The organism is Collinsella sp. TF05-9AC, assembly GCF_003438495.1.
Taxonomy (GTDB): Bacteria; Actinomycetota; Coriobacteriia; order Coriobacteriales; family Coriobacteriaceae; genus Collinsella.
Map to the genome: position 1 here is coordinate 27,908 of NZ_QSSH01000016.1, position 19,971 is coordinate 47,878.

Below are 19,971 nucleotides of genomic sequence, written 5' to 3' on the forward strand. Positions count from 1 at the left end.
TATTGAACGAATGTATGCTATGCGCCCAAATCTTTTGGGCAGAGTGGGAGACAGTATGGTCAAGCTGTACGAGGACGGCATCTACCTGCGTAACGGCAGCGAGGTTGTGCCTGAGGCCGAGGCTGCCGAGCGCGGTATTACGCAGACGCCCGAGGATGCCAAGCGCGGCACCATCGCGTATTCGATCCTCCAGGCACACAATACGTCCGGCGACCCCGAGGCGCTCAAGATTCGCTTCGACGCCATGGCGAGCCACGACATCACCTTTGTCGGCATCATCCAGACGGCGCGCGCCTCGGGCATGGAGCAGTTCCCGCTGCCCTACGTGCTCACCAACTGCCACAACTCGCTGTGCGCCGTGGGCGGCACCATCAACGAGGACGACCACGTCTTTGGCCTTTCCGCTGCTAAGAAGTACGGCGGCATCTTCGTTCCGCCCCATATTGCGGTCATCCACTCCTTTATGCGTGAGAACTTCGCCGGCTGCGGCAAGATGATCTTGGGCTCCGACTCGCACACCCGCTACGGCGCCCTGGGCACCATGGCCGTGGGCGAGGGCGGCGGCGAGCTGGCAAAGCAGCTGCTGCGCGACACCTACGATGTCGCCTATCCCGGCGTCGTCGCCATCTACCTCACGGGCGCTCCGCGCCCCGGCGTCGGCCCGCACGATGTGGCGCTCGCCATCATCCGCGCCGTCTTTGCCAAGGGCTACGTCAAGAACAAGGTCATGGAGTTCGTGGGCCCCGGCATCGCGAGCATGACGACTGACTATCGCAACAGCGTCGACGTCATGACCACCGAGACCACCTGCCTTTCCTCCATCTGGGCCACCGACGAGGACACACACGCGTTTTTGGCCATGCACGGCCGCGGCGACGACTACCGCGAGCTCAAGCCCGCCGATGTCGCCTACTACGACGGCTGCGTCGAGGTCGATCTGTCGAGCATCAAGCCCATGATCGCGCTGCCGTTCCATCCTTCCAACGGCTTTGAGATTGACGAGCTCAACGAGAACCTCGAGGACATCCTGCACGAGGTGGAGCTCGAGGCCGCCAAGATCGGCGAGGGCAAGACGCACTTTAGCCTGCTCGACAAGATCGTCGACGGCAAGCTGCACGTGCAGCAGGGCGTTATCGCCGGCTGCTCGGGCGGCAACTACGACTCCGTGGTCCAGGCTGCCCGCGTGCTCAAGGGCGCCAACACCGGCTGCGGCGAGTTCTCGCTGTCGGTCTATCCCACGAGCCAGCCCGTGGCACTCGAGCTTACACGCCGCGGCTACATCTACGACCTCATGGAGGCCGGCGCGATCGTGCGCACGGCGTTCTGCGGCCCGTGCTTCGGCGCCGGCGACACGCCCGCCAACAACGGCCTTTCGATCCGCCACACTACGCGCAACTTCCCCAACCGCGAGGGTTCCAAGCCGGGCAATGGCCAGCTGAGCGCCGTGGCCCTGATGGACGCCCGCTCCATTGCGGCGACGGCTGCCAACGGCGGCGTCCTGACGCCGGCGACCGACCTGCCCGAGGAGACTTGGGACGAGGCCTGCGAGTACACCTTTGACGACGCGCCGTACAAAAAGCGCGTGTACTGGGGCTTTGGCAAGGCGGAGCCTGCCGACGAGCTGGTCGAGGGTCCCAACATCAAGCCGTGGCCCGCGATGGAGCCGCTCGGCGACGATATCCTGCTCAAGGTGTGCTCCAAGATCATGGATCCGGTCACCACGACCGACGAGCTCATTCCTTCGGGCGAGACGAGCTCCTTCCGCTCCAACCCGCTGGGCCTGGCCGAGTTTACGCTCAGCCGTCGCGATCCGGCCTACGTGGGTCGCTCCAAGGAGGTCGACGCCGTGGAGAAGCGCCGCGTTGCCGGCGAGGCAGCAGGCGATCTGGCGGCACTCGATGCCGAGCTTGCGGGCGTGTTTGAGGCGCTGGTCGGCGCGGGTGTCGCGGCCGATGCCAAGGCGACTGAGTACGGCTCCATGCTCTATGCCAAGAAGCCCGGTGACGGTTCCGCCCGCGAGCAGGCCGCGAGCTGTCAGCGCGTGATCGGCGGTCTGGCCAACATCGTCCACGAGTACGCCACCAAGCGCTATCGCTCCAACGTGATGAACTGGGGTATGGTGCCCTTCCAGATGGAGGCTGAGCCCAACTTTGAGGTGGGCGACTACGTCTTTGTGCCGGGTATCCGCGCCGCGCTTGACGGCGACCTGAAGGACATCGCCGCCTACGTGGTGCGCGCCGATGGTGCGGTCGAGCAGATTGAACTCTACATTGCCGATATGACGGCAGAGGAGCGTGCCATCGTCAAGGCCGGCTGCCTGATCAACTACAACAAGTTCAAGGCCGCTGCCGAGTAACTCTGCTGTACGCCCCGGCCACACCTTTCCCTCGTGCTCACGCGCTTCGCGAGGGTCGCCCGAGGGAAAGGTGTGGCCGGGGCTATCGCGACGTTCTCGTTGGGTCTTGAGGGGCGCTAATAATTGACCGGGACCATCACAAAGTTGCCTGCCCGGCGGGTCCTTATTTCGATGGGGTCCAGGTTATTTCATCGTCAAATAGCCAAGTGCGTGCCGAGCCACTGTTGCGCGCTGTCTGCGGATCGGGCTCGCAGGTTTGTTCGTAGGCATCCTCGGTACACCGATCCATAAAATCGACGACTGCCGTCTGGTCGCCCTCCATGACGTAGATTACGTCGCCATCCGAGATATAGACCCCCGGTCCTTCATTGTCCACGCAGCCGGGGTCGTATGAGACGTTGCACAATTTGCTCCCGTTTGCCGCATCGAGCTCAAGGGTCGAATAATATCCGCCAACCATTTGGCCATTCTTGGCTCGATATATTGCGGCGCCGTACCACCGCTTAAACGTCTTGCCTTTGAGTAAACTGGTTGCCTTGCCGATAAGCTGCTCATCTTTGGTGTAGCGTCTGGCCCCAAGTTCGATGCGGGGATAGTTGCTGACACCAAGCGCTGCGGGCGTACCGTCAAAATCGACGGTGACCGAATCGGGTTTGACGATATCGGTGAGGACCTCGATGGGATAGCTTACGGTCTCAACCGCCGCCTGCGTCGCAGAGGCGGGGAGAAATGCGAGATAGATAATTCCTACGCCGACTGCGGTAATCGCAAACGCTAAGACGAGCAGGCCGATATAGGTGGAGCGTTTCACGGCGGGTACCTCGCAAATAGTATGCATTCATTAAGATAAGTGATACCAGCTTACGACAATCTTCAAAAGAAAGCGATCGATCGAAATGACGGGGTGAAAAGGCCCTATTGGGCTTCGATTTGACCTCTAATAGAAATATTTGCCCCACTCATTCTGGGCGTGAGGTCAATAATTGAGTCCACGAGTTTTGAGCGATACTCTTCTCACTAAACTCACTATTTTCACTATAAGCACTATAAATATGATAGGGGGACGACGAGAACAATGTGACGTGCGATAGCTAAGCCGTTTAAGCCGGACTCTGACCTTGAATCTCTGCCTCTATCTGTGCGAACGGGCTATTGTCGGTTCTCGATTCCATCGCTGCGTTTTCGTTGGGTCTTGAGGGACGCTAATAAATGGACTTGCTTGATGCCACCTCTGTTAATGGGGCGGCTTCTTTTTGTCGAAAACCACCACATTGGGAACAGGCACCTTTGTGGTGGTTCTCGGTTTGTCTCGACTTGTAACATCTTGGCCGCTAAAAGTGGGCCTGGTGTTACAGATTTAGATTTTCGATTCGGGTGTCTTCTGTTCGTCTCGATTTGTAACAGATAGAGCTCTATTTGCCGAGTAGATGTTACAGATTGAGACAAACGGGTGCCGCTGAACAATTCGTCTCGATTTGTAACATCTGGAGCCAGAAACGGTCGATAGATGTTACAGATTGAGACGGTAGCGCACCTGTGCGGCGGCGGGCCGACATCTTTACCCCTATCTTTCAATCACTCAGAAAATCTTATATATAGAGACTTAGATTTGTGTATAAGATCGCGCAAAGCTGGCAACAATACTTCTCGAACAACGTGAAGCCGCCCCGTAGGGCGGCCACCCCAAGAGAGGTGATTCCATGAGAATCGATAAGCTAGCAATGACGTCGCGCGAGGCGCTGCAGACCGCCATGAGCACGGCCGCTGACGCGCAGGCCGGCGCGGTGGAGCCGATTCATCTGCTGTCTGCCCTGCTCGGTGCCGGCGAGCGCAATATCTCCGTGATCATCGAGCGCATCGGTGCCGACCCGGCTCAGCTCGCACGCTCCACACAGGATGCCATCGACCACGCGCCCAAGGTTTCGGGCGAGGGCCAGCAGATGGGCCTGTCCAACGAGCTCGTCCGCGTCATCGAAAAGGCCGAGAAGAAGGCCACCAAGATGGGCGACAGCTTTGTGGTGACTGAGCATCTGCTGATGGCGCTTGCCGAGGACAAGGGCGAGGCGGGCCGCGTACTGCGCGACGCCGGCGTCACCAAGGAGCGCATCGAGCAAGTCTACGAGGAACTGCGTGGCGATGACCGCGTGACGTCTGCCGAGGACAAGACTCAGTTTGAGGCACTGGAGCAGTACGGTCGCAACATCTGCGATCTGGCCCGCGCCGGCAAGCTCGACCCGGTCATCGGCCGTACCGATGAGATTCGCCGCACCATCCAGGTCCTGTCCCGTCGCACCAAGAACAACCCCGTGCTCATCGGTGAGCCGGGCGTCGGCAAGACGGCCATCGTCGAGGGCATCGCCCAGCGTATCGTGGCCGGCGACGTGCCGAGCACCCTGCGCGACCGCGACCTTATCGAGCTCGACATGAGCGCGCTGGTCGCCGGCGCCAAATACCGCGGCGAGTTCGAGGACCGCTTGAAGGCCGTGCTCAAGGAAGTGCAAAAGTCCGAGGGCAAGGTCATCCTGTTCATCGATGAGCTCCACACCATCGTGGGCGCGGGTGCCACCGAGGGCTCCATGGACGCCGGCAACATTCTCAAGCCGGCGCTTGCCCGTGGCGACTTGCACGCGATCGGCGCGACCACGCTCGACGAATACCGCAAGTACATCGAAAAGGATGCGGCGCTCGCGCGTCGTTTCCAGACCGTGATGGTGAGCGAGCCTACCGTCGAGGACACCATCTCGATCCTGCGTGGCCTCAAGGAGAAATACGAGATCTTCCACGGTGTGCATATCACCGATAGCGCGCTCGTGGCAGCTGCCGACCTCTCCGATCGCTACATCGCCGACCGCTTCCTGCCCGACAAGGCCATCGATTTGGTCGATGAGGCGGCAAGCCGCCTGCGCATGGAACTCGACAGCATGCCGGTCGAGATCGACGCCACCACGCGTCAGCTCACTCAGCTGCAGATCGAGGAACAGGCGCTCATGAAAGAGACCGATGACGCCTCCAAGGAGCGTCTGGAGGCCCTGCGCCAGGAGATTGCCGAGGTCCAGGAAAAACTCAACGTGCAAAAGGCCGGCTGGCTCAACCAGAAGAACGCCATTGACCACGTGCAGGAGCTTAAGAGCCAGCTTGACGAGGCCAAGAGCGAAGAGGAGCGCGCGACGCGTAACGGCGACCTGGGCCGTGCGTCCGAGCTGCGCTATTCCGTGATCCCGGGTCTGCAGCAACAGATTCAGGATTCCGAGGCTGCGCTCGAGGCACAAAAGCAGCAGGACGGCGAGGGCCTCAACGAACAGGTGACCTCCGATGAGATCGCCGAGGTCGTGAGTGCCTGGACCGGCGTGCCCGTGTCCAAGATGATGCAGGGCGAGCTCGACAAGTTGAAGGGCTTGGAGGGTGAGCTGCATAAGCGCGTCATCGGCCAGGACGAGGCCGTCTCCGCCGTCGCCGCAGCTGTGCGCCGCAGCCGTGCGGGCCTCTCCGATCCGGACAAGCCCATTGGCAGCTTCTTCTTCCTGGGCCCCACCGGCGTGGGTAAGACCGAGCTCGCCAAGGCTCTAGCCGAGTGCCTGTTCGATGACGAGCGCGCACTCGTGCGTATCGACATGTCCGAGTACATGGAGAAGTTCAGCGTCCAGCGTCTGATCGGTGCGCCCCCGGGATACGTGGGATACGACGAGGGCGGCCAGCTCACCGAGGCCGTGCGCCGTCGTCCGTATTCCGTGATCTTGCTCGACGAGATGGAGAAGGCTCACCCGGATGTCTTCAACGTGCTGCTGCAGGTGCTTGACGACGGCCGTCTGACCGACGGTCAGGGTCGCCAGGTATCCTTCAAGAACACGATCATCATCATGACGTCTAACGTGGGCTCCAAGGCTATCGCTGAGCTTTCCGGCAAGGACGAGGAGGAGATGCGCCATCAGGTCGACGCGGCCATGGCTCAGACCTTCCGCCCCGAGTTCCTCAACCGTATCGATGATATCGTGGTGTTCCATCCGCTTGGCATGGCGCAGATCGAGAAGATCGTCGACATTCAGCTCGCCGACGTCCGCGCGCGTCTGGCCAAGGAACGCATGACGCTTGCCATCACCCCGGCGGCCAAGCAGCTGCTCGCCGTGGGCGGCTTGGACCCGGTCTTTGGTGCCCGTCCGCTCAAGCGTCTGGTGCAGCGTGAGGTTGTCGATGCCATCGCAGCGGCCATCATCGACGGCACGGTGCGCGAGGGCGATCAGGTGACGGTCGATGTCGACAAGGACGGCGGCTTTACCGTCGTGTGCGATAACACGCCGGCGGCCACCTACGAGGTTCCCGACGCCGAGTAGATTTTGGGCAATGCCTTAAAATCTGCCAGTCGTCTCTAAACGCCAAGGGCGGTGGATCCAATCGAGTCCGCCGCCCTTTTTCGTGCGACAATCGATGATGTTGAGCGGATGCGATGCAAGGAGCTATGCAGATGAAAGACGAGAACAAGACGAACGCACCGGCGGCTGAGATAGCGTCCGCCGCACCAAAGCCCGCGCCGAAACCGGCACCCAAGCCGCGCGACCCCTACATCCGTGCCGAGAACGAGGACGATGACGGCTACGATCCCTACAGCGACCGACGCCCCGAGCGCGAGCCGATGTTCGAAGCCGATCCGTGGCGCTGAGTGCCACCCAAAAGGCCACCAATAAGTTGCGGTGAAATAGGGATTGTTTTGCGGTTTGACCAGCAAAAACAGCCCCTATTTCACCGCAACTGCGTTAGGGATTTTTCTACAGGGGACGGGTAGTCAAAAAAGTCCCGTCCCAAATCGACTGTCCAGGGAGTCGCATTCGAGCTTGGTTGTCCTCTCAGCCACTCGGCATCCTTCGAGCAGTAATAGTGAAAAAACTTGCTTAAGTGTTAATCAAGTCAGACATAATCTTGCTCTCTAATTAATCAAGAATCGCTATAATTTTGATTAGCTAGAGAGCAAGATTGGAGAATCATGGCATTCAACGACTTGATCGCCAAGAAAATAAAGGACTTTGAACAGCAGGGGGTTCCGCAGGTCTTTGAGCGAGACCTTGATCTAGGAAACCCACAGGAGCCAAAGCGCGACAACATCGTAAATGTGATTGTGGGGGCCCGCCGTTGTGGAAAGACGTATCGCCTGTATCAGGAGATGCGGCGGCTTCAGAGCCGGGGCGTCGAGCTTGACCGGATGCTTTACTTCAATTTTGAGGATGAGCGCTTGCGCCCGTATGAGCCATCGCTGCTGGCGGACGTGATCGACACGTTCTATGCGCTGTATCCTGCTGCTCGAACCGAGGGCGCTTACATTTTCTTTGACGAGATCCAGGAAATTCCCGAATGGGGTGCGTTTCTGCGGCGTGTGGTCGATACCGAGAAAGCGACCGTCTACGTGACGGGTTCTTCTTCTAAGATGCTGTCCTCAGATCTTAAGAGCGAGTTCAGGGGCCGTTCCCTTGTACGAGAGCTATTTCCGTTGAGTTTTTCGGAATACATCCGATATAAGACGGGGAGCGTTCCTAGTCCGGATGCACCCTTTTCCTCGAGCGACACAGCGCTGCTTCGACATCATCTGATCGGATATCTTGAGCGAGGGGGATTTATCGCGACACTTGAGCAGACGCCTGCGGACGCGATTCAGCTGCTACAGGAATATGCGTCGCGAACGGTCGCCATGGACGTCGTTGAACGTTACGACGTTAAGAATCCTCGTTTGGCCTCACTGTTTCTGGCGCGGTGTATGGCATCTTCGGGACGAGAGCTGTCGGTGAATAAGGTGTACAACGAGTTCAAGAGCAGGCAGATACCCGTCAGTCGCAATTCGCTCAGCGATTTACTTGAGTATTACGAGGACGCCTACCTGTTGTTTTCGGTGCCGGAGTTCACGCGTTCACTTGCAAATAATACGCGGTCTGCGTCTAAAGTCTACGCTGTCGATCCTGCGATGTTTGGAGCATTCTCTCCCGCATCGGCATTGGATCAGGGCCAGAGGCTCGAGACTGCGGTGTTCAATGCGCTAAGAAGAAGGACCCCCGCGGTGCGGGCCGCATCGGTCTGCCGCCTGCTGATTAAGGAGAAGAATAAAAGCCATGAAGTTGACTTTGTGGCTGGGGACGCGCTTCTCATGCAGGCGTATAACCTGATTCAGGTGAGTGCGGATATGGCGAGCGAGAAAACGCGCGAGCGCGAAATCGCCGCCCTCGATGCCTCGATGGCCCAGTTCGATCTTGGTGAGTCGACAATCGTTGCCATGGATGAGCAGGCCGATATTCCATGCGAACACGGTGTGGTACACGCTGTGCCCGCATGGAAGTGGCTCCTTGCCTAATCATCCTCAAAGTAGCTAAAAGAGTCCCGTCCCAAAAAGACTGCCCTCGCTGCGGCCGGCTAGTCCTGGGCCTTGATGCTGGGCAGCAGAATCTGGGCGAGATAGTCGCACTCGAGCTTGGTCGCGGCGTCAGCCTTGCCGTTCTTGCCGACCAGCACGTTTTTGATCTGGCTGTTAGCCTACCAAGAGTGCTGACGGCTCCGCATAAAGAACGGCAGAGTGCCACCTCGCAAACGGAGTTAGCTTGATTCGCTTACGCGCACTTCAAAGTCAAAGGAGTTGCTTTCGCCTCGATACGTCGCCAGGGAATACTCGACGGGAGAGTCAAGCGCGTCTCGTGCAACGGTTTGGAAAATGATGAGGGGGTCGCCCTCCTCAATGTCGAGCAGGGCGGCGGTTGTCACATCGGCTTTTGAGACCTCGAGGTGACGGCGCGCTCGTTCGACTGGGTTGCCAGATTCGCTCATGGCAAAATACAGGCTGGTCTCTTCAAAGTCGACGGCATCGAAGTCTTGGTACGGTTTGCAGGGAATATAGCTTTCCACAAATACGTTGGGTGTGTCGTCGGCATATCTTAGGCGGACGAGTTTGTAGACGTCTTCGCCGGGCTCTAACTCAAGCTTGCCGGCGATTTCGGTTGTTGCTTTGACGCGCTTGAAGGTGAGGACCTTGGTGCGTGGCACGCGCCCGGCTCGTTTCATCTCATCTTCGAAGCTCATGATGCGCATGGCAAAGGTCTGATCGACCTTGGGGAGCGTTACAACGGTGCCGCGCCGCCGCCGTTTTTCCAAGTAGCCCTCGCTTACAAGCGCTTGCATGGCCTGGCGAATAGTTGACCGGCTGACGCCGTACATATCGCATAGCTGCATTTCAGAGGGAATGGCTTCGCCTACGGCGTACGTGCCGTTTTTTATTTTGGCGAGTAGATCATCTTTGATTTGGTCGTAGAGCGTCATTTTGTCATACCTTTTTAAGGCCGAAGTTAGAACGAATATAACATATGGGACAGAGCCATAAGGCTCCGCTCCGATGGCCGGGTTAATTTTGTTGGCTCGCCGATGCTGCCACTCGCCACCGTAACTCCTTTCGTTGCGCTTAATCATATATGTATGACCAAGATGTTGATAGTTTGAGTCTATTCCGCTTCATAAACGGTATTAAATCAGACATAAACGGTAAAACGGATTATGTAGCAGTAATATGTATGACAATATGTTAGGATGTAGGCATGCACCAACCCCAATGAAGGGAGCCGTCATGGCACGTTACACGCTCGATGATCTCGCCCGCTTGGTTGATCACACCAACCTTCACCCCGACGCCACGCGCGAGGATATGGAGAAGCTCTGCCAGGAGGCAAAGGACTATCACTTCAAGATGGTCGCCATCAATTCCGTCCAGTCCAAGCTCTGCTCCGAGCTCCTCGCCGGCACCGACATCCATACCGGCGCCGCCATCAGCTTCCCCCTCGGCCAGACCACCATCGCCACCAAGGTCTTCGAGACCAAGGACGCATTGGCCAACGGCGCGAACGAGATCGATTACGTGGTCAACCTCACCGAGCTCAAGGCCGGCAACTGGGCCTACATCAAGGATGAGATGCAGCAGATCGTCGACATCTGCCGTGATGCCGGCGTCCCCTCCAAGGTCATCTTCGAGAATTGCCTGCTCACCGAGGATGAGAAGCTCGAGCTGTGCAAGATCGCAAGCGTGGTCCTGCCCACTTTCGTGAAGACCTCCACCGGATTCTCCACTGGCGGCGCAACCGTCGAGGACGTCCGACTCATGCGCGAGCACACCGACCCCCGTGTTAAGGTTAAGGCCGCTGGTGGTATCCGCACCGCCGACGCTTTCCTCGATATGGTTCGTGCCGGTGCCGAGCGCATCGGCTGCAGCGCCGGCATACCCATCATCGACGAGTTACGTGCGCGCATGGAGCGCGACGGTATCGACGCCTTCGAGCTGTAAGGAGTGCATATGGGTCCTATCCTGCTCAAACCCAACTATATTACCCCCGTCTGGTCGGGTCCGCGCGTCAACGAGGCGCGCGGCCTTTCCGGGGACACCTTATACGGCGAGTCGTTTGACGTGTCTGTACACGATGGGTTGGTCAACGATGTCGACGGTGGCCCGTTCGACGGCATGCCGCTCGATCGCGTGATAGCCGAGAACAAGACCGCCATCATGGGCGAGCTCAATCACGACGGCATCGTGCAGATCATCACGATGGATGCTGGCGAAAACCTATCCGTTCAGGTGCATCCCGACGAGGCATACGCCCGCGAACACGAGTCCGACCACGAGAAGGCGGAGTCTTGGTACATCTTGGACGCCGAGCCCGGTGCCTCGATCATTTGCGGCACGACGACCGACGACCTCGATGCGCTGCGCGACGCGACGGCGGATGACAGTGTGGGCGACCGCTACGGAAGGCGCGTCCCCGTGAGCGAAGGTGACTTCGTGTTAATCCCTGCGGGGACCCTGCATGCGATGGGCGAGGGCGTGTTCGCCCTCGAGGTCGGTAGCCTGGGCTTCAAGACGTATCGGTTGTGCGATTGGGGCCGCGGTCGCGAGCTTCATGTCGAGCAGGCGTTCGACGTGCTCGACACCTCAATCCGTCCCGAGCCCGCGCATTTCGGCGCCTTCGATCCGAAGGCCCCCGCGAGTGTGCGTCGTGGCGTCACGCACAGCCTGTTCACCTCAGACGTCGTTGACGTCCGGGGCGAATGGGAGTGCCCCCTGGGCGATCGGTATGCCGTGCTGTCCTGCGTGGGCGGCCATGCCCGGGTGGTCACGGACGACGGCGCCGTCGAGCTCCCCCGTACCGTCTCTGCACTGATTCCTGCGAGTGCGGGTTCGTTCACGGTCGAGGGGACGTGTCGCGTGTTGGTAAGCCGCGTCGTCGATGGGCGTGACGGCCAGCGCGACGGGGAGTAATGGGAGGTCAATATGTCCGGATCAAAGCCTCGCGTTGTGGTGACGGGTGCAAATGGGTATCTTGCGAGCCTCATTCGTTTGTACAACGCCGATAAGTTCGATTTTGTCAACGTTACAAGGACCGACGTTGACCTTTCCAATGTTGAGGAAGTTGCCGAGTTTATTGCCGGCCTCGATTTCGATGTCTGCCTTCATACGGCAGCTGACGCTTCGACTGCCCATTGCGAGAATGACCCCGAGGGAACGCATCGAATCAATACGGAGTCGGCGATTGCCATTGCGCGGGCCTGCCGTGCCTGTGGCGCCCGTATGGTTTTCTTTTCAACCGAGCAGTGTTTCAATGCCTCGACAGGCGAGCCTCCGTTTCACGAGGACGACGAGATGGCTACCACTACGCGATACGGTGCACAGAAGATGGAGGCGGATGATTGGATCAGGGAAAACCTCGACAATTATCTGATCTTGCGCCTTTCGTGGATGTTTGGTCTTCCCATGCCTGGGGCAAAGCCCGCCCCCAATATCCTGACGAATGTTTTGCACGCAGTTCGGACGGGAGAGCCGGCGGCGTTTCGCGTGCATGAGCGGCGGAACATGACGTACGGTCTGGAGCTTGCAAACGCCCTGCCGCAAATCCTTATGCTGCCCAGTGGGGCATATCATTTTGCGAGCCAAAACGGCTTGAGCACGTATGAGACCGCGCGCCTTGTTGCGCGGCGACTTGGTTGTGCCGAGCAGAGTATCGATGAGCTCGTGCTTCCGGACACTACGACCTATGCTGACCGACCCAGGGACTTTCGTCTTTCATCTGAAAAGCTTGCACGAGCGGGGGTGCGCCTCGGAACGTTTGAAGATAGCCTCGAAAGCTGCTTGAAGGATTTTGGATTGATTTAGCATGTGCAGCGCCGATGGCATATCGGCCGCTCGATTCGAAGACCCAGCCGCAAGTTTGGCTGGGTCTTTTCGTGGGTATGGTTTGTGTCGGCGTTCGGCAGAAGCACATTGTTGGAGCGCGGGCGTCCTTCTTCTGGGACGAGGCTCAAAAAATCATCGGGCAGGTGGCTAAAAGAGCTCCGTCCCAAAAAGACTGCCCCCGCTGCGGCCGGCTAGTCCTGAGCCTTGATGCTTGGCAGCAGAATCTGGGCGAGGTAGTCGGTCTCGAGTTTGGTGGCGGCGTCTGCGTTGCCGTCTTTGCCAACCAGGTCGTTCTTGATCTGGCTATAGGTGTAGCGGTTGCCGGTCGTAAGCTCGACAAGCTCAATGGCCGTGTCCATGGGGTAGGTTGACACGGGGTTCTGCGTCCGTCCGTTGATGGTCTGGGGCACCACGTACGGATAGACGGGGCCGCTGGCGTAGACGGTATAACCGTTGCCTAGATTGGCCGCGCCCAAAACCGTATCGCCTTCATCGGGCGTAAAGCTCTCGCCCTCGCGCACCGCAACGAGCGTCACGAGCGGCGTATTGGCGTCGTCGCCCAGATAGATGCATAGCGTGCTTCCGTTTTGCCAAGTTGCGACCTTGCCGTACCACTCGACGGGAATATCGAGCTGGTAGAGGTCGGTTGCCTTGTGGCGAGCGTCAGCATCACGGGACGCCTGTGCCTTTTGCGCGCTCACGGCATTGACGGCGGCGTCGCGCCGCGCGGTTGCTGCCTGCTGGAGCACTTTGGCAGCCGCGGCGGAGCTCGCACCGCCCTCCTCGGCATACTTGGCGGCGGCATCGATCTGGTCGTCGGTTACCGTGTCGGCCGAAGGCACCTTGAGCTTAAAGGTGGCCTGGGCACTCAAATCCTGTTCATCGCTCTTAACGGTGACCTGCGTCTTGGTGGTCGGGACGGTATAGATGGTGCCGTCGGCCGCGATGGGGGAGGCAGCGATGGAGAGCGTGTAATCGCCAGGCAGCAGTTTGATGCCGCGGCCGTGCTCGTCAACGTAGAGTGTTTCGCTCACAGAAGAGCCGTCGGAGTCCTGGCCACTCACCTGCACGGGGATCTTTGAGCCAGTGGAACAGTCGAGGCCCGCGGCATGCACGCCAATCTGCACTGACATCATCGTGTGGGCATTGGCGGCGACAGCGGCAGCCTGCTCTTGCTGATATCCGTTCCAGGCGGCATAGCCTGCGCCGCCGGCGACGAGCGCGACGGCCACAACGCCGGCGACCATCAGATTGCGGCGCTTGGGCGACATCTTGCGATGGCGAACCTCGGCCTCGCGTGCTGAGGGAACGGACGGTAGGGGGATATCGCCCATGGCGATGGTCTCGTCCACGGCAGGCGCAGAGCCCAGGCCGGGAAGCTCGCGGGTCAGCGAATCTTCGGCCGGCAAGCTGTCGAGCAAGATGGTTTCCTCGCTCGTGTCGGATTCGGGCTGGTCGTCGGCCTCGCATTCGGTGTCTTCATGATCTGCCTCATCTTCGGCAGGCTCAACGTCGTCTGCGTCCTGATCATCGGACTGCGCCTCGGCTTCCGACTCATCCTGCACATCAACGCCCGAATCGTCAAACGCAATCTCATCGAGTGAAATCCGGTCTAAGCTCTCCAAGGCCTCAGCGCAAGCTTCTGCATCTTGGGCCGCATCCTCTTGGCCCATCGTCTCATCTTTCATATATCCCCCAAGCTCAATATCGGGACAACACTGTACCCAAAAATGGAGCCATATAAAGCGCGTGCGAAATATAAGATCCGATTTAACTCGAGCGCATCGTTCGGCCGCATCCTCGCGGCAGCAAAAGGCCCCCGGAACGCGAACGAATCACATTCCGGGGGCTCTGCAATGCGTTGAGTTGCGCGGAGCCGGCTATGCTGCTTCGCGCTCAAGCGATGTCTGCGTCAGGCGCGTTACTCGGCGTGTGCGTAATCAACCTTGGCGCGGCGAGCGGTGGCCTTCTCCCAATCGCTGGTGCCCTCAAAGACATCCTGCTTGTAGGGGTTGCGGCCGAGCTTCTTGGCGCGGTAGGCGATGTAGATGATCGCGGCGATGTTGGCGACCAGCGCGGCGATCGAGACCGCGGTAGCGGCACCGGGGTCGAGCGTGGAGTGGGTCACAAAGATGGACTCCTCCTGGAAGTACGGGAACACCTGGGCAAACATGCACCAAATGGCCAGCGTAAAGGCGCGGTTCTGAATCCAGCCGCCCTTGTTCCAGATAAAGGCGGCGACGGTGGGCGCCAGCAGCAGCGCAAAGCCGCAGAACCAGGAGTGGGTGGGCAGGCAGTTGTAGGTGTAGCAGAAGTTCCAGATATCGTAGGCGATGATGTAGACCCAGGTCATATCGGGCCACAGCATGTCGGTCTGATCCTCGGAGGCGTAGACGCTCCACCAACCGGTCATACAGAAGATGTTGATGATACCGGCGATGCCGTTGAACACGTTGTTCCAGCCGGCCAGCTGCGTGGCACCTTCGGAGGTGACCCAGGTGGACTGGCCCAGGACAAAGAAGTGATAGGCGCTCTCAAAGTCGGACACGACAGCGATCATGATGTTGATGGCGACGATCACAAACGGCCATGCGCGGAACCAATGCGCCTTGCCGATCTTGCCCCACTGGTACTTAATGGCAATGAAGCCCCAGCAACCGGCCAGCGCCGCGTATACCTTGGCGTAGTGGAACCAGCTGTTCTGGTACACATGGGTGGGGTTGGTGAGCGCCCACTCGGCGCCCTGTGAGACGCCGATGGCGATGGCGACGCAGTAGATGGTCATGGCCAGCGGAGCCACGCCAAAGATGATCGCCGCGCCCAGCTTGGTGCGGCGGCCGACCTCGTTGAGCACGATCAGGCCAATAAAGACCATGGCCCAGCCGGCCCAGTGGATAAGGGTATCGCTACCCCAAACATCGAACAGCATGCTGCTCTCCTTTCACACGCCCGCGGCCCCTCTTCCGATCGCGGGCAGTTTGGCCAAATGTCGTCAGTTCTGGGGCTTGCGCTCCGGATACTTGGCGGTATAGCCCTCGATGTGGAGTGTCGAGGCGATGATTTCCTTGACCGTCTCGTCGGGCACATCGGGGTGCGTGCGGATATACATCAACAGTCCCATGATGAGGGTGTAGAACGTCTCGTAGACATGGTCGATGCGCAGCTCGTGATGGGCGACAAAATCCACCACGGTGGTGTCGCAGATATACTGTGCCACGCGCTGGACCACGTTGTGCAGAAAGCCGCCGTAGAGCGCGCCGCTGCTCGAGGTGAGCGTACTCGGCAGCTCGTGGCCGCTGGCGACCAGGCGCTTAAAGAGCGGGGCGATGGTGTCGAGCGCGCCCTCGATGTCGCCAACCGTGCGGCTGGCATTCCACTGCTCGAGCTCGGAGATAAAACCGTCGATTGCCTCGTCCATGACGGCGGTGACGGCGGCGTCCATATCGGCAAAGTAGTGGTAGAACAATGAACGCGTGCAGCCGGCTCGCTTGGTCACGGCCGATACCGATAAGTGGGACACGCCCAGCTCGGAGCTTACGGTGCGCACGGCATCGAGGATCTCGCGACGGCGTTCGTCGCCCGTCAAGCGCTTTGCCGCGCTGTCGGGCGCGGGGACGGCGTCGGCCACAGAGGTATCTGCTGTGTTGTTGCCCATGTTTTGCCGCCTTTCGTCCGTTTGAGCCCGACCGTTCACCTAACAGTCTTGAATATTGTTGACGGTTCGTCAATACTGTTTTTGACACAATGTCAACAATGGCGGGTGAACGGCATGGGGGCATGCCCGGCCTGCAAAAAAAGAGGGGCGCTGCGGCCTCGTCGGGCTGCGGCAAGAGAAGGGACAACCATGATTCTCAACGGACCGGGGATTAGCTACACCGAGCCCGATATCGGCGCGGAGTTCGTGCCGCCGCTGCCGGAGCATCCGCGCGAGGCCATTGTCAAGCTGTGTGAGCACTGCACCAACCGCCTGCTGCATCGCGACGAGCTGCTGGGCTACGAGTACTGGTCGTTTGCCGAGGCCGCAACCGACGAGCAGGCCGAAGTGCTCTGCAAGATGAAGATGCGCCGTCCCTACACGCTGCCCGAGATGGTCAAGCTCACCGGCATGCCCGAGGCCGATATCGAGAAGATGCTCGACGACATGAGCTACACGGGTCTGCTCGAGTACAACTGGGAAAATCCCGAGCGCGCCAAGCAGTGGGTGCTGCCCATGCTGGTGCCGGGTTCCGCCGAGTTCCTCAACATGCGCGTGAGTCAGCTCGAGGAGCATCCGGTCTATGCCAAGTTCTTTGAGCAGGCGTCCAAGGGACCGCTGTCCAAGGCCACGCCGATGGTGCCGCCCGGTGGTGCCGGCATCGGCATGCATGTCATTCCGGTCGAGAAGGCTATCGATGCCGCGAGCACGTCGGTACCTATTGAGCATATCGAGCACTGGCTCGACAAATACGAGGGTAAGTATGCCGCCAGCACCTGCAGCTGCCGCGCGAGCCGTCGCGTGATGGGTGAGGGCTGCGCCGACGACCCGGCCGATTGGTGCATCGCCGTGGGCGATATGGCCGACTACGTGGTCGAGACCGATCGTGGCCATTACGTGACCCGCGACGAGGTCTACGACATCCTGCGCCAGGCCGAGGACAACGGCTTTGTGCACCAGATCACCAACATCGACGGCGAGAACAAGATCTTCGCCATCTGCAACTGCAACGTCAACGTGTGCTACGCCCTGCGCACCTCGCAGCTGTTCAACACGCCCAACCTGTCGCGCTCGGCCTATGTCGCCAAGGTCGAGAAGGACAAGTGCGTGGCCTGCGGTCGCTGCGTTGAGGTGTGTCCGGCCGGTGCCGCCAAGCTCGGCCAGAAGCTCTGCAGCAAAAAGGCCGGCGGACAGGTGCCCGAGTATCCGCGCCAGGAGCTGCCCGATGCCACCAAGTGGGACCACACCAAGTGGTCGCCCAACTACCGCAACGATAACCGTATCGAGACGCATGAGTCCGGCACCGCTCCCTGCAAGACGGCTTGCCCCGCGCACGTTGCCGTTCAGGGCTATTTGAAGCTCGCGGCTCAGGGTCGCTATGACGAGGCCCTAGCACTCATTAAGCGCGAGAACCCGCTGCCCGCTATCTGCGGCCGTGTGTGCAACCGCCGCTGTGAGGATGCCTGCACTCGCGGCCGTGTGGACGCCGCCGTGGCTATCGACGAGGTCAAGAAGTTCATCGCCCAGCGCGATCTGGATGCCGCGACCCGCTATGTCCCGCCTGTGGTGACCCCGACGCGTGCCGGCGGCTTCGACCAGAAGATCGCCATCATCGGCGCCGGTCCGGCCGGTCTGTCCTGCGCCTTCTATCTGGCCGAGAAGGGCTACAAGCCCGTCGTGTTCGAGAAAAACGAGCGCCCGGGCGGCATGCTCACCTACGGCATTCCCAGCTTTAAGCTGCAGAAGGATGTTATCGAGGCCGAGGTCGAGATCATTCGCCTGATGGGCGCCGAGTTCCGCTATGGCGTGGAGGTCGGTCGTGATGTGACGCTCGACGAGCTGCGCGAGCAGGGCTTTAAGGCCTTCTACGTTGCTATTGGCTGCCAGGGCGGCCGCCTTGCCGGTATTCCGGGCGAGGATGCCGAGGACGTGACCGTGGCCGTCGACTTCCTTCGCGAGGTTAACAGCGGCAAGATCGATACCCTGTCCGGCCGCACCATTGTGGTGGGCGGCGGCAACGTGGCCATCGACGTTGCCCGCAACGCCTGCCGTCTGGGCTCTGAGCACGTTGAGATGTTCTGCCTGGAGAGCGAGGTCCAGATGCCCGCCAGCGAGGAGGAACGTCGCGAGGCCGTTGAGGACGGCGCTCACATCAGCTGCGGCTGGGGCCCCAAGGAGATTCACCTGGACGAGGCCGGTCGTGTGTGCGGTATCACCTTCAAGCGCTGCACGCGTGTCTTTGACGACGAGGGCCGTTTTGCGCCCGAGTACGACGAGAACGATCTGCGCCGTGTCGATGCCGACCGTGTCGTCATGTCGATTGGCCAGTCCATTGTGTGGGGCGACCTGCTGGCTGGCTCCAAGGTGGAGCTCGGCCGCGGCCAGGGCGCCCTTGCCGATCCCCAGACTTACCAGACCGCCGAACCCGACATCTTTGTGGGCGGCGACGTCTACACTGGCCCCAGCTTTGCCATCGACGCTATCGCCGCCGGCCACGAGGCCGCGGTGTCCATCCATCGCTTTGTGCAGCCGGGCTCCACGCTCACCATCGGCCGCAATCAGCGCCGCTACACCGCGCTCGACCGCGACGACGTTGTGCTCGAGAGCTACGACAACGCGAGCCGCGAGGTTGCGCATGTGGACCGCGAACGCGAGAAGGCTGCGCCGTTTAGCGAGTATGTTGAGACCTTTACCGAGGAGCAGGTGCGCGCCGAGACCGCCCGCTGCCTGGGCTGCGGCGCCTCGATTGTCGACCCCAACAAGTGCATCGGCTGCGGCCTGTGCACCACCAAGTGCGCGTTTGACGCCATCCATCTGGATCGCGACCGCCCCGAGTGCTCCACGATGGTCAAATACGAGCAAAAGCTTCCAAGCCTGGGCAAGTATGCTTTAAAGCGTGCAATCAAAATCAAGTTCGGTCGTAAATAGGTAACCATGGCGGGTAAGGGGACGGCGCAGACTAGACTTCGCCGTCCCCTTGCTTTGAGTTTGCATCGCATCAACCGTTGTTGAAAGGTTTCTACCTTGCATGAATTGGGAATCGTCTATCACATTATTCGCGATGTCGAGAATGTAGCGCGCGCTCATGGCGTGCGTCGCGTTTCGAGCGTGACGTTGCTACTGGGCGAGGTCTCGGGCGTCGTTCCCGACTTGCTGCTCGACGCTTGGCGCTGGGCAGCAGATAAAAAGCCTATCACCGAGGGCGCGGAGCTTATCGTGGAGCCCGTCGAGGCCGTGACACATTGCGAGGCGTGTGGCTGCGACTACGCGACGGTCGAGCACGGCAAGACCTGCCCCCATTGCGGCAGCGGCGAGACATACCTGCTGCAGGGCCAGGAGGTCATGATCAAACAGATCGAGACCCCCGACGAGGATCCGGCAGACGCTGTCCCCGACGGTCCTTCCGACGCCCCCGATGCCGTCGACGCCGCCAACCCTCTCCACATCGCCTAACATCCAATGACTACATGGGCTAGAGTTCTAAACATATTTGCTTCGGTTAGTCAAGTCATGTCTGTTTAAACAAAATGGTGGCACGCAGACGCATTGGGATCCACCTAAAAGCGGTCTTAACGAACAGTGCACCTTTATATGTCTTTGAAAGCAATCAGCAAATCACGTTTTAGCAGGCAATAAGCTGTAAACCGGCAACGTAATCAATTTGTAACAAACTTAGACGTTTAAACAAATAGGTTGATTTCCGATCTCAGCCGAACACATTAGGCGGACAGGCCGTTCCCGCAG

Annotated in this window: 14 protein-coding genes; 9 read left to right on the top strand and 5 right to left on the bottom strand. The window is 59.7% G+C overall.

Going from position 1 to position 19,971, the window contains the following annotated elements; translation table 11 throughout:
* The first annotated feature begins 55 nt into the window (after nucleotides 1-55).
* Nucleotides 56-2,356, top strand: coding sequence for a hydratase (locus DXC52_RS05855; RefSeq protein ID WP_117746524.1), 2,301 nt, complete (start codon nucleotides 56-58; stop codon nucleotides 2,354-2,356).
* A gap of 163 nt (nucleotides 2,357-2,519) precedes the next feature.
* On the opposite strand, the gene DXC52_RS05860 is transcribed toward DXC52_RS05855, so the two are convergent.
* The gene (locus tag DXC52_RS05860; protein WP_117746525.1) at nucleotides 2,520-3,167 is read right to left on the bottom strand and encodes a hypothetical protein; all 648 of its coding nucleotides are present in this window, start codon (nucleotides 3,165-3,167) and stop codon (nucleotides 2,520-2,522) included.
* 889 nt (nucleotides 3,168-4,056) lie between these two features.
* Here DXC52_RS05860 and clpB point away from each other — a divergent pair.
* From clpB to DXC52_RS05875, 3 genes are all read left to right on the top strand, one after another.
* Complete coding sequence (clpB, locus tag DXC52_RS05865; RefSeq protein ID WP_117746526.1) at nucleotides 4,057-6,684, top strand: ATP-dependent chaperone ClpB; 2,628 nt, start codon at nucleotides 4,057-4,059, stop codon at nucleotides 6,682-6,684.
* Nucleotides 6,685-6,809: 125 nt separating this feature from the next.
* Entirely contained in the window at nucleotides 6,810-7,010 is a 201-nt protein-coding gene (locus tag DXC52_RS05870; protein WP_117746527.1) for a hypothetical protein, read from the top strand.
* A gap of 321 nt (nucleotides 7,011-7,331) precedes the next feature.
* Complete coding sequence (locus DXC52_RS05875; RefSeq protein ID WP_117746528.1) at nucleotides 7,332-8,684, top strand: ATP-binding protein; 1,353 nt, start codon at nucleotides 7,332-7,334, stop codon at nucleotides 8,682-8,684.
* Nucleotides 8,685-8,923: 239 nt separating this feature from the next.
* On the opposite strand, the gene DXC52_RS05880 is transcribed toward DXC52_RS05875, so the two are convergent.
* Nucleotides 8,924-9,787 (bottom strand): GntR family transcriptional regulator, encoded by an 864-nt coding sequence (locus DXC52_RS05880; RefSeq protein ID WP_199409475.1) that lies wholly within the window; start codon nucleotides 9,785-9,787, stop codon nucleotides 8,924-8,926.
* 154 nt (nucleotides 9,788-9,941) lie between these two features.
* Here DXC52_RS05880 and deoC point away from each other — a divergent pair, with 154 nt between their 5' ends.
* The 3 genes from deoC to DXC52_RS05895 are packed head-to-tail and all read left to right on the top strand — an operon-like array spanning nucleotide 9,942 to nucleotide 12,512.
* Nucleotides 9,942-10,652, top strand: coding sequence for a deoxyribose-phosphate aldolase (gene deoC, locus DXC52_RS05885; RefSeq protein ID WP_117746530.1), 711 nt, complete (start codon nucleotides 9,942-9,944; stop codon nucleotides 10,650-10,652).
* Nucleotides 10,653-10,661: 9 nt separating this feature from the next.
* Nucleotides 10,662-11,621 carry a class I mannose-6-phosphate isomerase gene (locus DXC52_RS05890; RefSeq protein ID WP_117746531.1) on the top strand — a complete coding sequence of 320 codons (960 nt, stop codon included), beginning with the start codon at nucleotides 10,662-10,664 and terminating at the stop codon, nucleotides 11,619-11,621.
* 12 nt (nucleotides 11,622-11,633) lie between these two features.
* Complete coding sequence (locus tag DXC52_RS05895) at nucleotides 11,634-12,512, top strand: sugar nucleotide-binding protein (RefSeq protein WP_117746532.1); 879 nt, start codon at nucleotides 11,634-11,636, stop codon at nucleotides 12,510-12,512.
* Nucleotides 12,513-12,724: 212 nt separating this feature from the next.
* On the opposite strand, the gene DXC52_RS05900 is transcribed toward DXC52_RS05895, so the two are convergent.
* The 3 genes from DXC52_RS05900 to DXC52_RS05910 form a co-directional block, all read right to left on the bottom strand.
* The gene (locus tag DXC52_RS05900) at nucleotides 12,725-14,221 is read right to left on the bottom strand and encodes a hypothetical protein (protein ID WP_117746533.1); all 1,497 of its coding nucleotides are present in this window, start codon (nucleotides 14,219-14,221) and stop codon (nucleotides 12,725-12,727) included.
* A gap of 233 nt (nucleotides 14,222-14,454) precedes the next feature.
* Nucleotides 14,455-15,462, bottom strand: a complete 1,008-nt coding sequence (locus DXC52_RS05905; RefSeq protein WP_117746534.1) for a DUF5692 family protein — start codon at nucleotides 15,460-15,462, stop codon at nucleotides 14,455-14,457.
* A gap of 63 nt (nucleotides 15,463-15,525) precedes the next feature.
* Complete coding sequence (locus tag DXC52_RS05910) at nucleotides 15,526-16,188, bottom strand: TetR/AcrR family transcriptional regulator (RefSeq protein ID WP_117746535.1); 663 nt, start codon at nucleotides 16,186-16,188, stop codon at nucleotides 15,526-15,528.
* Between the two features lie 189 nt (nucleotides 16,189-16,377).
* On the opposite strand from DXC52_RS05910, the gene DXC52_RS05915 reads away from it, so the two are divergent.
* Entirely contained in the window at nucleotides 16,378-19,155 is a 2,778-nt protein-coding gene (locus DXC52_RS05915) for an FAD-dependent oxidoreductase (protein ID WP_199409477.1), read from the top strand.
* A 96-nt stretch (nucleotides 19,156-19,251) separates the two neighbouring features.
* Nucleotides 19,252-19,680, top strand: coding sequence for a hydrogenase maturation nickel metallochaperone HypA (locus DXC52_RS05920; RefSeq protein WP_117746536.1), 429 nt, complete (start codon nucleotides 19,252-19,254; stop codon nucleotides 19,678-19,680).
* The last annotated feature ends 291 nt before the right edge of the window (nucleotides 19,681-19,971 follow it).